13 protein-coding genes are annotated in these 13,156 nt (G+C 67.1%); 9 read left to right on the forward strand and 4 right to left on the reverse strand.

What is annotated here, in order from left to right; genetic code table 11:
* Positions 1–4 precede the first annotated feature (4 nt).
* The 5 genes from ABD002_RS16790 to pdxA all read left to right on the forward strand — a co-directional run bounded on the left by ABD002_RS16790 (position 5) and on the right by pdxA (position 6,404).
* Positions 5–442, forward strand: coding sequence for a hypothetical protein (locus ABD002_RS16790; protein WP_343793158.1), 438 nt, complete (start codon positions 5–7; stop codon positions 440–442).
* Positions 439–1,362 carry a histone deacetylase family protein gene (locus tag ABD002_RS16795; RefSeq protein WP_343793160.1) on the forward strand — a complete coding sequence of 308 codons (924 nt, stop codon included), beginning with the start codon at positions 439–441 and terminating at the stop codon, positions 1,360–1,362. Before ABD002_RS16790 ends, ABD002_RS16795 begins: the two co-directional genes overlap by 4 nt.
* Before the next feature lie 103 nt (positions 1,363–1,465).
* Positions 1,466–3,859, forward strand: coding sequence for an LPS-assembly protein LptD (locus tag ABD002_RS16800; protein WP_343793162.1), 2,394 nt, complete (start codon positions 1,466–1,468; stop codon positions 3,857–3,859).
* A 122-nt stretch (positions 3,860–3,981) separates the two neighbouring features.
* Positions 3,982–5,304 carry a peptidylprolyl isomerase gene (locus tag ABD002_RS16805; RefSeq protein WP_343793164.1) on the forward strand — a complete coding sequence of 441 codons (1,323 nt, stop codon included), beginning with the start codon at positions 3,982–3,984 and terminating at the stop codon, positions 5,302–5,304.
* Between the two features lie 98 nt (positions 5,305–5,402).
* The gene (pdxA, locus tag ABD002_RS16810) at positions 5,403–6,404 is read left to right on the forward strand and encodes a 4-hydroxythreonine-4-phosphate dehydrogenase PdxA (RefSeq protein WP_343793318.1); all 1,002 of its coding nucleotides are present in this window, start codon (positions 5,403–5,405) and stop codon (positions 6,402–6,404) included.
* A gap of 6 nt (positions 6,405–6,410) precedes the next feature.
* On the opposite strand, the gene ABD002_RS16815 is transcribed toward pdxA, so the two are convergent.
* On the reverse strand, positions 6,411–7,298 hold the full coding sequence (locus ABD002_RS16815) for a LysR substrate-binding domain-containing protein (RefSeq protein ID WP_343793166.1): 888 nt from the start codon (positions 7,296–7,298) through the stop codon (positions 6,411–6,413).
* A 47-nt stretch (positions 7,299–7,345) separates the two neighbouring features.
* Here ABD002_RS16815 and ABD002_RS16820 point away from each other — a divergent pair, with 47 nt between their 5' ends.
* The 4 genes from ABD002_RS16820 to ABD002_RS16835 all read left to right on the forward strand — a co-directional run bounded on the left by ABD002_RS16820 (position 7,346) and on the right by ABD002_RS16835 (position 10,682).
* Positions 7,346–8,386: a YeiH family protein gene (locus tag ABD002_RS16820; RefSeq protein WP_343793168.1), complete on the forward strand. Its 1,041-nt coding sequence runs from the start codon at positions 7,346–7,348 to the stop codon at positions 8,384–8,386.
* Positions 8,387–8,562: 176 nt separating this feature from the next.
* Positions 8,563–9,378 (forward strand): 16S rRNA (adenine(1518)-N(6)/adenine(1519)-N(6))-dimethyltransferase RsmA, encoded by an 816-nt coding sequence (rsmA, locus tag ABD002_RS16825; RefSeq protein ID WP_343793170.1) that lies wholly within the window; start codon positions 8,563–8,565, stop codon positions 9,376–9,378.
* 72 nt (positions 9,379–9,450) lie between these two features.
* Entirely contained in the window at positions 9,451–9,834 is a 384-nt protein-coding gene (apaG, locus tag ABD002_RS16830; RefSeq protein ID WP_343793172.1) for a Co2+/Mg2+ efflux protein ApaG, read from the forward strand.
* Positions 9,834–10,682 carry a symmetrical bis(5'-nucleosyl)-tetraphosphatase gene (locus ABD002_RS16835; protein ID WP_343793174.1) on the forward strand — a complete coding sequence of 283 codons (849 nt, stop codon included), beginning with the start codon at positions 9,834–9,836 and terminating at the stop codon, positions 10,680–10,682. The genes apaG and ABD002_RS16835 overlap by 1 nt, the downstream gene beginning before the upstream one ends.
* A 98-nt stretch (positions 10,683–10,780) precedes the next feature.
* Here the strand turns inward: ABD002_RS16835 and ABD002_RS16840 are convergent, their stop codons facing one another.
* Genes ABD002_RS16840 through lgt form a run of 3 tightly spaced genes read right to left on the reverse strand, consistent with a single transcriptional unit; the run spans position 10,781 to position 12,997 of the window.
* Entirely contained in the window at positions 10,781–11,266 is a 486-nt protein-coding gene (locus ABD002_RS16840) for a dihydrofolate reductase (RefSeq protein WP_343793320.1), read from the reverse strand.
* A 14-nt stretch (positions 11,267–11,280) separates the two neighbouring features.
* Entirely contained in the window at positions 11,281–12,075 is a 795-nt protein-coding gene (locus ABD002_RS16845; protein ID WP_343793176.1) for a thymidylate synthase, read from the reverse strand.
* A gap of 25 nt (positions 12,076–12,100) precedes the next feature.
* A complete protein-coding gene (gene lgt, locus ABD002_RS16850) occupies positions 12,101–12,997 on the reverse strand; it encodes a prolipoprotein diacylglyceryl transferase (RefSeq protein WP_343793178.1) in 897 nt (298 codons plus the stop codon).
* Between the last annotated feature and the right edge of the window lie 159 nt (positions 12,998–13,156).

The following is a 13,156-nucleotide window of genomic DNA, read 5'->3' on the forward strand; positions in this document are numbered from 1 at the left end:
AGCATTGGCGTTCGTCGAGCGCCACGGCATCGTGCTCGAGGCGGCGCGACGCGGCGCGATCCCCTCGCTGGCGGATGCGGTGGCGGGCGAGCCGATCCGTGGCAATTGGTGGTCACATCCGAAGAGCCGCGCGATTTTCGCGGCGACGCGTGCGGTGCGCGATGCGCCCGAAGTGCTGGTGTGCCGGCTCGTCGATGGCAAGGTCAGCTTCGTGCACGCGCGGCTGTGGCCCGCGCTGGTCCGGTTCGCGGACCGTTTCCCCGCGCCGCACCTGGCGCGCCTGCGCGAAATCCACTCGGAAAGCGGTGCGCACCGGATCGAAGAGACGCCGTTTCCCGATTGGCTGGACGCCGACATCATTGCGTCGGCAAGGAGTCTGGATGAAGCGGCGGCCCGCGCGGCGCTCGATGCGGCACTGGCAGTCGTGATGGCCACGCCATGAGCGTCGCGCTGTACACGCATCCGAGTTGTCTCGAACACAATCCCGGTCCCGGCCATCCGGAGTCGCCGGCGCGCCTCGCCGCGGTGCTGGAGGCGCTCCAGGAACCAGACTTCGCGCTGCTCGACCGCCTCGATGCGCCGCGCGCGACGTGTGAGCAGCTCGAGCGCGTGCACCGCGGCGACTTCATCGACGAAATCCTCGGCAGCGCTCCGCACGCAGGCTGGCATCGCCTCGACGCCGACACGCTGATGTCACCCGCTTCGGGAGAGGCGGCCCTGCGCGCGGCGGGCGCAGTCTGCGCTGCGGTCGATGGCGCCGTCGCCGGCTGGAACCGGCGCGCGTTCTGCGCAGTGCGCCCGCCCGGCCACCACGCGACGTCGTCCACCGCGATGGGCTTCTGCCTGTTCAACAACGTCGCAGTCGGCGCGGCGCACGCGATCGCTGCGCATGGCCTGCAACGTATCGCGATCGTCGACTTCGACGTGCACCACGGCAACGGCACGCAGGACATCTTCAGGGCCGATCCAAGAGTGCTGTACGCCTCGTCGCACCAGTGGCCGCTGTACCCGGGCACCGGCGCACGCGGCGAAACCGGCGTCGGCAACATCGTCAACGCACCGCTGCCGTCAGGTTCCGGCTCGAAGGAATTCCGCGGCGCCTGGGAGGACGTGCTGCTGCCTGCACTGGAAGCGTTCAGGCCGCAACTGCTGATGATCTCGGCCGGGTTCGATGCACATCGGCTCGACCCGTTGGCGAATCTCGCGCTCGAGCGGGCCGACTACGCCTGGATCACGCACCGCCTGGTCGACCTCGCCCAGCGCCATGCGTACGGCCGTGTGGTGTCCAGCCTCGAGGGCGGCTACAGCCTGACCGCGCTGCGCGAATGCGCCGCCGCGCATGTCGCCGCGCTGATGGCCTGAACGGCCGACGCGACGGCCCGTACGGCCTGTTCAGCAGGCAGGTTTGCCGCGCGGCTGCACTTTCGGCAAGCTAGCGGCCCTCGCTTCGCAAAGAAACGACTCCGTGCCGTCCATTCCGCTTACCGCACGCCGGCGACGCAGCCTTGCGCTCGCCATCCTCCTCGCGCTGCCGGCCGCCGCGCATGCCGATGACAACGACGCCCCGGGCTGCCCGGTCGGCGTGGTCAAGTGTCCGAAGAAATCGGTCAGCTGGGAGATGTGCAGGAAGAACGACCTGCTCGACTTCTACGTGCCCGGCCTGCCGACCGAGGGCGACCGCAGCAGCGTGCCACGCGATGCGAGCGCGCAGAAGGTATCGAGCCCCGACAAGAGCCACTACGTGCTCGAGGGCGAGGCGCAGGTCAAGCAGCTCGACCTGCTGCTGCGCGCGGACAAGATCACCTACGACACCGAGACCACCGACTACACGGCCGGCGGCCACGTGCGTTACCAGGATCGCGGCCTGCTGCTGTCCGCAGACCGCGCCAGGGGCAACGCGGACCTCGACCAGTGCACGCTCGACGGCGTGCGCTACCAGCTGCTCAGTTCGCGCGGCAATGGCGTCGCCCAGGTCGCGGTGATGGACGATGTCGGCCACGCGCGCCTCAAGGGCGCGACCTATTCGACCTGCGACGTCGGCGACCAGCAATGGGCGTTCCGCGCGCGCGACATGGATCTGGACGAAAGCGAAGGCGTCGGCCGCGCGCACGACATGACGTTCCGCATCCACAACGTGCCGGTGTTCTGGCTGCCGTATGCGCGCTTCGCGCTGGACGACCGGCGCGTCAGCGGATTCCTGTATCCGTACATCGGCTACAGCAACCGGCGCGGCTTCGACTTCATCCTGCCGTACTACCTGAACCTCGCACCGAACTACGACGCGACCCTGCTGCCGCGCCTGATGACCGACCGCGGCTTCATGCTCGGCGGCGAATTCCGCTACCTGACCGACAGCAGCAAGGGCACGTTCAATTTCGAGTACATCCCGAACGACCGCGCGGCCAAGGATGAGGAGATCAAGTACGGCGAGTCGCTGCCGGGCAGCCGCTGGTGGTACCGCTGGCAGGACAGCACCGGCATCGCCGCGAACTGGGCTGCGGCGGTGGATATCAACCGCGTTTCCGACGACCGCTATTTCGAGGATTTCGGCCGTGGCCTGTACAGCGCGGCGGTCAGCTTCCTGCCCTCGAGCGCCTACCTCTACGGCCACGGCGACTGGTGGAACGCGAGTTTCGGCGGCGACGAGTACCAGATCACCGATCCGACGCTGCCGAGCCAGTTCGAGCCCTACCGGCGCCTGCCGCGGGCAACGTTCACGGCCGAAAAGTCGTTTCTCGGCGACCTGACCGGTGGCGTCAATTCGGAATTCATCGCGTTCTCCAAGAACAGCTTCCCGCAACTGGATGCGAACGGGCACAGCGTCCGCATCCGGCCGCTCGAAGGCCAGCGTCTCGACCTGTTCCCGTATCTCGCCTATCCGATCGAGACCTCGGCGTATTTCATTCGCCCGCAGCTCGGCTACCGTTACACCACCTACGATCTGTCCCATCTCGACGCGACGCTGAATCCGCTGGTGAGCAGGCGCAGCCCGAGCCGCGGCGTGCCGATCTTCAGCCTCGACACCGGCCTGGTGTTCGAGCGCGGCCTGACCATCGGCGACAAGGCCTGGACGCAGACGCTGGAACCGCGCGCGTACTACCTGCGCGTGCCGTATCGCAGCCAGAACGACCTGCCGGTGTTCGACACCCAGGAGATTCCGTTCAGCTTCGGCGAGTTGTTCCGCAGCAACCGCTTCGTCGGCGCCGACCGCCAGATGGACGCGAACAATCTGTCGCTCGCGCTGACCACGCGCTTCCTCGAGGACGCGACCGGCGAGGAACGCCTGTCCGCGAGCATCGGCCAGATCCGCTATTTCGGCGACCAGCGCGTGCAGTTGCCGGGCGCGCCGCCGACCGACTACTCAGGCTCGACCTATGCGGGCGAGATCGACCTGCACCTGTCCGACCGCTGGCGCGTCGTGCTGGACCAGCAATGGAATCCGAACACGCACCGCACCGACCTTTCGGCATTCACCGTGCAGAACCGCTTCGGCAGCGACGGCATCGTGAATTTCTCGTACCGCTACCGGCGCAATTTCCTCGAGCAGGTCGATGTCTCCGCGGCAGTGCCGATCACGCCGAGCTGGCGCCTGATCGCGCGCGAGAACTACGCGCTGAACGACCCGCTGGCGAGCCCGCTGGACCGGCATGGCAAGGACGGCCGCACGCTCGAACGCTTCATCGGCATCGAGCACGACACCTGCTGCATCGCCTGGCGCGTGATCGCCCGGCGCTGGATCCACAATGTCGAGGGCAACGCGGACAACGCGATCTACTTCGAGATCGAATTCAAGGGCGTCGGCTCGGTCGGCCAAAAGACGGACAACTTCCTGCGCCGTGGTATCCTTGGCTATCAATAAGTTGGGGTGGCCCGATCGGACCATCCGCAGCATTCTGGCGGCTCCACCTGCCGGCGGTCCGCCGGCCGCCGCAAACCTCCTTTCTGCAAGGTGCCGGGCGCACCGGAACATTCGGAATCCCCATGAAAGCATTTCTCGTTGGCCTCGCTCTCACGCTGCTCGTGCCGGCGGCGCACCCGGTGTCCGCGCAAGCGGTGACGGCCCAGCCGCTGGATCGCATCGTCGCCGTCGTCGACGAGGACGTGGTCCTGCAAAGCGAGCTCGACCGTCAGATCGATACGGTGACCAAGCAATTTGCGAACAATCCGCAGCAGTTGCCGCCGCGCGACGTGCTCGAACGCCAGCTGCTCGACCGGCTGATCATGCAGAAGGTCCAGGTCGCGCGCGCCGGCTCGACCGGCGTAAAGGCGTCCGATGCCGAGGTCGACCAGGCGCTGACGCAGATCGCCAAGCAGAACAACATGGACGTGAGCCAGCTGCGTGGCGCGATCCAGCGCCAGGGCCTGGACTACGACCAGTTCCGCAAGGGCGTGCGCGAGCAGCTCATCGTGCAGCACCTGCGCCAGCGTGTCGCGCAGAGCCGCGCGCATGTCAGCGATGCCGAAGTCGACAGCCTACTGAAGAACGGCAACCTCAATCGCGGCGAGCTGCACCTGGGCTACATCATGATCAACGTGCCGGATGGCGCGACGCCGGAACAGATCGACGAGGCCCATGCGAAGGCGGCGGAAGCAAAGAAGCAGATCGACGGCGGCATGGATTTCGCGGCCGCGGCGATCCGCTATTCGAACGCGGAGAATGCGCTGCAGGGCGGCGATCTCGGCTGGCGCGGCCTCAATGAGTTGCCGCCGGCGCTGGTCGATGTCGCCGGGAAGATGCAGGACGGACAGGTTTCCGAGCCGCTGCGTGGGCCGAACGGCTTCCATATCATCAAGCTGCTCGGCAAGCGCGACAGCGGTGCGCAACTGGTGACCGAGTATCACGCGCGCCATGTCCTCATCAAGACGAGCGAGCTCGTTTCCAGCGAGCAGGCCGAGAAGTCCGCCGCGGCGGTCCGTCAGCGCATCGTCGCCGGCGAGGACTTCGCGAAGGCGGCCAAGGAGTCCTCCGAAGACGACGCGAACGCACGCCTCGGCGGTGATCTCGGCTGGTTCTCGGGCGATGCCTACGGCACGCGTGTCGGCGAGATCGTCAAGACGCTCAAGAACGGCGAGATCTCGCAGCCGTTCCAGACCGATGCCGGCTGGCATGTCCTGCAGCTGGTCGACACGCGCAGCACCGACAAGTCCGGCGAGCTGCAGCGCGACCAAGCCAAGAACATCCTGTTCCAGCGCAAGGCGGAAGATGAGTACGAGGCGTTCCTGCGTCAGATCCGCAGCGAGGCCTACGTCGACATCCGACTGCCCGGCGTCAATGCCGGTGCGACCAAGCCTGGCGCACCATAGCTCACGGACCAGACCCGTTCCCGGCGTTGCACGCCCACCAAGCCACACCCTCTCGCCCCGCCCTCTCCGCCGACGCTGAATCCGTCGGCGCAGAGGGACTGTTGCCACGCCTCGCATTGACGCCCGGCGAGCCGGCCGGTATCGGCATGGAGCTGGTCGCAAAGCTGGCGGCGAGCGACTTCGCTGCCGACCTCATCGTCATCGCCGATCCGGGCGCGCTCGATGCCGCCGCACGTGCCGCCGGCATAGGGCTGCGCATCGCGAGCTACGACCCGTCCGAAACGATCACTGCACGCGCACGCGGCAGCGTGCGCGTCATCGCGATGTCACTGCGCGCGCCTGCGGTGCCGGGCACGCTCGACCCGCGCAACGCGCCTTACGTGCTGGCGACGCTGGCGCGTGCGGCCGATGGCGCCGCCAGCGGCGAGTTCGATGCGATTGTGACCGCGCCGGTGCACAAGGGCGTGATCAACGACGCCGGCATTCCGTTCACTGGCCACACCGAGTTTTTCGCGCAGCGCGCCGGGCGCGATGTGGTGATGATGCTGACCGCGCCTGGCGGCGGACGCGCGGCGAGCGGCGGCGCCCTGAGAGTCGCGCTGGCGACGACGCATCTGCCGCTGTCGGCGGTACCGGCCGCGATCACGCGCGCCGGCCTCGTGCGTACGCTGCGCATCCTCTGCGACGACCTGATCGCGCACTTTCGCATCGCCGCACCGCGCGTCGCGGTGCTCGGTCTCAATCCGCATGCGGGCGAAGGCGGTCATCTCGGCCGCGAGGAAATCGACGAGATCGCGCCGGCGATCAAGCAGCTGCGCGCGGCCGGCTTCGATGTGCAGGGACCGATCCCGGCCGACACCGCGTTCGTGCCGGCGCAACTCGAACGCTACGACGCGGTGCTCGCGATGTATCACGACCAGGGTCTGCCGGTGCTCAAGCACGCCGGCTTCGGCCATGCGGTCAACGTCACGCTCGGACTGCCCTACGTCCGTACCTCGGTCGATCACGGCACCGCGCTCGACCTCGCCGGCGGCAACCGTGCCGATCCGGGCAGTCTGCTCGCGGCGGCGCGGCTCGCGCGCGATCTGGCGAAGCGATAGCGCCGCCTACGCGCGCGGGACGCCGCAACTTTCGAGGAACGCGCGCAGCGTCGCGCCGCGCCAGCGCGCGCGATGCACGATCAACGCGAGCGTGCGTTCGAGCACGAGGAACGGCGTACGCAGTGCAACCAGGCGCCCTGCCGCGATCGCTTCGTCGATCGCGGCACCCGGCAGGCACGCGATACCGAGACCGGCAATCACGGCCTGCTTGATCGCCTCGCTCTGGCCGAGTTCGAGCGCGACATCAAGGGGGCCCAGCACACCGCGGCTGGCGTCTTCGAAGATCGAACGCGTCGCCGAACCGCTCTCGCGCAGGATCCAGCGCTGGCCGACCAGGTCCGCAGCGCGCAACCGACGACGCCGCGCCAGCGGATGATCGGTGCGCACGCAGACCTTGAGTTCGTCGCGCCGCCACGCGATCCGCTCGACGTCAGCGTGCTCCAGCGGCCCCTCGATGCAGCCGATGTCGAGGCTGAAGTCGAGCACGCCGGCGAGGATCTCGGCGCTGTTGGCGACGCGCAGGCTGAGCTTGACCGCCGGACAGGCAGCGACAAATCCGCCGAGCAGCTCGCCGACCAGGTAATTGCCGATCGTGTTGCTGGCGCCGACCGCAAGCATGCCGCGAGGCTCGGCGTCTGCGGCGCGGCCGCCGAGTTCGCGCATGCGTTCGACGATCTCCCGCGCGCGCGGCAACAGTTCCCGGCCATGCGCATTGAGGCGCAGGCGCCGCTGCTGGCGATCGAACAGCGGTGCGCCGAGCAGTCGTTCGAGTTCGGCCAACGCCATGCTCGCGGCGGGCTGGGTCAGGCCGAGCTGGTCAGCCGCCGCACGCACGCTGCCGGCAGAGGCAATCGCACTGAACACTTCGAGCTGCCGCGGGCTGATCGCTAGCATCAGGCAAGCTTATCACCCATATCCATATAATCGATTATCTTTATTGAATGGGCAGGGCGAAGATGGGCGACGTCGCGATCAACGGTGTCGTCATGTCCATACTCGCTTCCCGCCTGCCCGGCCTCGTCTTCGCGCTGCTGCTCGGTCTCGCCGGACTCGGCCTCGCCACATTGCCTGCGTTCTCGCACTTGCAGCTTTCCGCGCTGACCCTCGCGATCGTGCTCGGCATGCTGCTCGGCAATCTCGTCGGCGAGCGACTGCCGCGGAGACTGGCGCCCGGCATCGCCTACGCACAGCGCTCGCTGCTGCGCGCCGGCGTCGTGCTGTACGGCCTGCGCATCAGCTTCCAGCAGATCGCCGCGATCGGGCCGGGCGCATTGGTCCTCGACCTAGCGATCGTCGCCAGCACGCTCGGCCTCGGCGTATGGATCGGCCGGCGCTGGCTTGGCCTCGACCGCGACACCGCGCTGCTGACCGCCTGCGGCAGCGCAATCTGCGGCGCCGCCGCGGTGCTCGCGACCGAGCGCCTGCTCAAGCCCGAGCCAAGCAAGGTCGCGATCGCGGTCGCCAGCGTCGTGTTGTTCGGCACCCTGAACATCTTTCTCTATCCCTACCTGCAGGCGCACCTCGCGCTGTCGCCGGGCAGCTTCGGTGTCTATACCGGCGCGACCGTGCATGAGGTCGCGCAGGTCGTCGCGATCGGCAACGCGATCGGACCGGACACGACCGATACCGCGGTGATCGTCAAGCTGACCCGCGTCCTGCTGCTGGTGCCGTTCCTGTTCCTGCTCGGCGGCTGGCAGGCGCGCCAGGGCGGCGCGCGCGGTGCGATCAGCATTCCGTGGTTCGCGCTCGCATTCGTTGGGGCTTGCGCGCTGAACTCGCTGATCACGCTGCCGGCTGCGCTGCGCGAGCGCCTGCTTGATCTCGACACGCTGCTGCTCGCGACCGCGATGGCAGCGCTCGGCCTGGAGACGCGCTTCGCGCGCCTGCGCGCGCTCGGACCGAAACCGCTCGTGCTCGCACTGTTCCTGTTCGGATGGTTGAGCATCGGTGGTTACTGGTTGACACGTTGGCTGGTGGGATAGCCAGGCCCGCGGCGGCCACAATTCATTGATCGTGATGGAGTTCGACCGGCTGAGCATCGGCGGTTGCGGTCGATGCGACTCACGACCTCGTCATCCCGGTTTTCGCCGGGACGACGAGCATTCCTCTCCCTCGTCCCTCGTCCCTCGCCCCTCGCCTCATCCGCTACGATGCGCGCATGCACGACGACCGCCACATCCACAAGAAACGCTTCGGCCAGCACTTCCTGCACGATGCCAACATCCTGCACCGCATCGTGCAGGCGATCGCGCCACAACCCGGAGAGCGCGTCGTCGAGATCGGGCCGGGCGATGGCGCGCTGACGCTGCCGCTGCTGCGCGCGCTCGGACGTCTGACCGTGATCGAACTCGATCGCGACCTGATCCCGCGCCTGCGCGCCGCAGCCGAGAGCGTCGGTGAGCTCGAGATCGTCAACGCCGACGTGCTCGGCGTTGACCTTGCTGCGCTCGCGCACGGCGAACCGTTGCGCGTGGTCGGCAACCTGCCCTACAACATTTCCTCGCCGATCCTGTTCCACTGCATCGAGCATCTGGATGCGATCCGCGACATGCACTTCATGCTGCAGAAGGAAGTCGTCGAGCGCATGGCCGCCGCGCCGGGCAGCAAGGTGTACGGGCGCCTGTCAGTGATGCTGCAGCTGGTGTGCCGCGTGGAACCGTTGCTCGAAGTGCCGCCGGGCGCTTTCCGGCCGCCACCGAAAGTCGATTCGGCCGTCGTGCGCGTGACGCCGCGTACACCTCAGGAACGCCCTCAGGTCGACGGCGCGGCGATCGCGCGCGTGGTCAAGGCAGCGTTCGGGCAACGCCGCAAGACGCTCGCGAACGCGCTGCGCGATGTCGTTCCGACCGAGCGGATCGAAGCGGCCGGCATCGATCCGCGCGTGCGTGCGGAACAGCTGGCGCCATCGGCATTCGTCGAACTGGCCGCGGCAGTGAGCGAAGCGAAGCCATCGCCGCTCAAACCCTCCCGTTGACGGGCGGTTTTGGAGCGAACGCCACAATCTTTGCGCTTGCCGGCGCGCCCCGCGTCCCGGAAAATCAGCAGCATGAGTGGCAAGAAACCTTACGACATCACGATTTCGGTCGACACGCGGTTCCTCGACGATCAGTCGGCGCCCGCGGACAACCGTTATGCGTTCGCATACACGATCACGATCGCCAACCACGGCACGGTCGGTGCGCGCCTGCTGTCGCGCCACTGGGTCATCACCGATGGCAATGGCAAGGTGCGTGAAGTGCAAGGCGACGGCGTGGTCGGCGAGCAGCCCTGGGTGCGCCCCGGCGACGACTACGAATACACGTCCGGCGCAGTGCTCGAGACCGCGCTCGGCACGATGCATGGCAGCTATCAGATGATCGCCGACGATGGCACTCATTTCGACGCGCTGATTCCGGCGTTCGTGCTGTCGACGCCGAGGACGCTGCACTGATGGCGACCTGGGCCATCGGAGACATCCAGGGTTGCCACGACGAACTTGCCCGCCTGATCGACAAGCTCCGCTTCGACGCGGCGCGTGACACGCTCTGGTTCTGCGGCGATCTCGTGAACCGCGGCGGCCAGTCACTGGCCGTGCTGCGACTGGTCAAGTCACTCGGCGAGCGCACCGTCGTGGCGCTCGGCAACCATGACCTGTCACTGCTCGCGATCGCCGAGCGCAAGCGCGAGGACCAGGCGCGCGTGAACCCGGAGCTGCGCGAGGTGCTGTTCGCACCGGACCGCGACGATCTGCTCGGCTGGCTGCGTGGACGCAGCCTGCTGCATGTCGATCGCGAGCTGGGCTTCGCGCTCGTGCACGCCGGCCTGTTCCCGCGCTGGACGATCGAGCAGGCCGTCGAGGTCGCACGCGAGATCGAGGACAAGCTGCGCAGCGAAGCCTACCGCCGCCTGCTCAAGCAGTTGTTCGGCAACAAGCCGGACCTGTGGACGCCGAAGCTGCGCGGCATCGACCGCTGGCGCGCCGGCATCAACGTGTTCACGCGCATGCGCTACTGCGACGTGCGCGGCCGCATCGGCTTCGGCGACAAGGGAGCGCCCGGCACACAACGGCCTGGCCTGTATCCGTGGTACGAAGTGCCGGGCCAGATCAAACGCGACATACGCGTGGTCTGCGGGCACTGGTCCACGCTCGGCCGTTTTGTCGGCCTCGGTGTCCATGCGATCGATACCGGCTGCGTCTGGGGCGGTGCGCTGACCGCGCTGCGCCTGGACAGCGAGGAACCGGAGTTCGTCAGCATCAAGTCGGACCGCAAGCCGGTCGCGGGCAGGGACCAGGACTAGCTTGTAGACAATACGGGTGTTCCGCGGATGTCCGCACGCGCTGTCGCTTCGGTGATCAAGCTCCTGGTCCGGCGCCTTTCCGGCTTCCGGGCTTCGACTCAGCGCCGCATGTAGTCAACGAATTCCAATCGGAACGCATGCCGTGCGTCGATACGCAACTCTTGCCGCTGCGTCTCGATCCATTCGTGTGCATCGAAGCGCGGAAAGAATGCATCGGCACCCTCGACTTCGGTATCGACCCAGGTCAGGTGCATGCGCGTTGCGCGCGGCAGCGCGAGCGCATAGACCTCGCCGCCGCCGATCACCGCGAGCTCGGCCTCGCCGGCGCAGGCGATCGCCTCGTCGAGCGAATGCACGACGACCTGCCCGGTGAACGGCGCGCTGTCGCCGCGCGTCAGCACGAGGTTCGTGCGCCCGGGCAGCGCGCGACCGATCGCGAGCGCGGTCTTGCGCCCCATCAGCACCGGCTTGCCGAGCGTGAGCGCCTTGAAGCGCTTCAGGTCGTCCGGCAGATGCCACGGCATCGCGCCGTCGCGGCCGATGGCGTGGTTGCGGTCAAGCGCCGCGATCAGGCTGATCTTGATCGAGCCGGCTCCGTTCACACCGCCACCGGCGCCTTGATCGGCGGATGCGGCTGGTAGTCGACGATCGCGACATCCTCGTAGCGGAAATCGAACAGCGAGCGCACATCGGGATTCAGCACCAGCTTCGGCAGCGGCCGCGGTTCGCGTGAGAGCTGTTCGCGCGCCTGTTCGAAATGGTTCGAATACAGATGCGCGTCGCCGAGCGTGTGCACGAAGTCGCCGGGCTTCAATCCGCTCACCTGCGCGACCATCTGCGTCAGCAGCGCGTAGCTCGCGATGTTGAACGGCACGCCGAGGAAGATGTCGCCGGAGCGCTGGTACAGCTGGCACGAGAGCCTGCCGTCCGCGACGTAGAACTGGAACAGCGTGTGGCAGGGCTGCAGCGCCATCTTCGGCAGGTCCGCGACATTCCACGCGCTGACGATCAACCGGCGCGAATCCGGATTGCGCCGGATCTCGTCAAGCACCCAGGCCATCTGGTCGACGACGCGGCCATCCGGACACGCCCACGACCGCCATTGCCTTCCATAGACCGGACCGAGTTCGCCACTCGCATCGGCCCACTCGTCCCAGATCGACACGCCGTTCTCGCGCAGGTAGCGCGTGTTCGTCTCGCCGCGCAGGAACCAGATCAGCTCGTGCACGATCGACTTCAGATGCAGCTTCTTCGTCGTGACCAGCGGGAAACCCTGGGCGAGATCGAAGCGCATCTGCCAACCGAACACGCTGCGCGTGCCGGTCCCGGTGCGGTCGGATTTCTCCGTGCCGTGTTCGAGCACATGGCGCAGCAGGTCGAGGTATTGGCGCATATCGGTGACTGGCGTAGGAGCGGCTTCAGCCGCGATGCTTTTCAGGAACGACCGGCCCGGCCTCGACTTCCGCCGGCGCCAGCGTCGGCGCGCGCCGTGACAACCAGAGCAGGAGCAGTCCGACGGCAATCAGCGGCAGCGACAGGATCTGCCCCATCGTGACCCAGTCGAATGCGAGGAAGCCGAGTTGCACGTCCGGCTCGCGCACGAATTCGACGCTGAAGCGGAAGATGCCGTAGAGCAGCGCGAACAGCCCGGACACCGCGTAACGCGGCCGCGGCTTGCGCGAATAGAACCACAGCACTGCGAACAGCACGATGCCTTCGAGCGCGAACTCGTAGAGCTGCGAGGGATGACGCGCCTCGTTGTTCAATTGTCCGGCCAGATACATCTGGTACAGCTCGTCGCGGCTCTTGCCGAGCGACTCCAGCGCACGCGGGAAGATCATGCCCCAGGCCACGTCGGTGCGACGTCCCCACAACTCGCCGCCGATGAAGTTGCCGAGCCGACCGAGACCGAGGCCGATCGGCACCAGCGGCGCGATGAAGTCGATCGCGTCGAAGAAGGTGATCGCGTGCCGGCGCGTCCAGATCAGACCGGCTGCAAGTACGCCGAGCAGGCCGCCGTGGAATGACATGCCGCCTTCCCAGACGCGGATCAGGCTGAGCGGATGGTGGATCAGCTCGGACGTGTCATAGAACACCATGTAGCCGATGCGGCCGCCGAGGATCACGCCGAGCATCAGGTAGAAGCACAGGTCCGAGAACTGGTCATGCGTGACCGGCAGCCGTCCCGCCGCACGCCGGCGTTGGCCGAGCCACCATGCCGCGCCGAAACCGAGCAGGTACATGATCCCGTACCAGTGCACTTGCACGGGCCCAAGCGAGATCGCTATCGGATTGATGTCGACGAAGTAGTGCATTCGGCGTCCGGCTCAAGGTTGCACACACCCTCAATCCGTTCGCCCTGAGGTATCGAAGGGTGAGCGGACGTCGCGCCGATCGTACTTCGATATCTCAGCACGAACGGTACGAAAGGTCATCCTTGAATTGTTTCACAACCTCTACGCGGTTACGACCAA

The sequence above is a fragment of the Dokdonella soli genome, assembly GCF_039523175.1.
Taxonomy (GTDB): domain Bacteria; phylum Pseudomonadota; class Gammaproteobacteria; order Xanthomonadales; family Rhodanobacteraceae; genus Dokdonella_A; species Dokdonella_A soli.

Excerpts from the sequence above, each read along its gene's own strand:
- rsmA (WP_343793170.1), top strand. The coding sequence starts at position 8,563 with ATGCACGACGACCGCCACATCCACAAGAAACGCTTCGGCCAGCACTTC.
- ABD002_RS16805 (WP_343793164.1), top strand. The coding sequence starts at position 3,982 with ATGAAAGCATTTCTCGTTGGCCTCGCTCTCACGCTGCTCGTGCCGGCG.
- ABD002_RS16820 (WP_343793168.1), top strand. The coding sequence starts at position 7,346 with ATGGGCAGGGCGAAGATGGGCGACGTCGCGATCAACGGTGTCGTCATG.
- ABD002_RS16835 (WP_343793174.1), top strand. The coding sequence starts at position 9,834 with ATGGCGACCTGGGCCATCGGAGACATCCAGGGTTGCCACGACGAACTT.
- ABD002_RS16815 (WP_343793166.1), bottom strand. The coding sequence starts at position 7,298 with ATGCTAGCGATCAGCCCGCGGCAGCTCGAAGTGTTCAGTGCGATTGCC.
- lgt (WP_343793178.1), bottom strand. The coding sequence starts at position 12,997 with ATGCACTACTTCGTCGACATCAATCCGATAGCGATCTCGCTTGGGCCC.
- ABD002_RS16845 (WP_343793176.1), bottom strand. The coding sequence starts at position 12,075 with ATGCGCCAATACCTCGACCTGCTGCGCCATGTGCTCGAACACGGCACG.
- apaG (WP_343793172.1), top strand. The coding sequence starts at position 9,451 with ATGAGTGGCAAGAAACCTTACGACATCACGATTTCGGTCGACACGCGG.
- ABD002_RS16795 (WP_343793160.1), top strand. The coding sequence starts at position 439 with ATGAGCGTCGCGCTGTACACGCATCCGAGTTGTCTCGAACACAATCCC.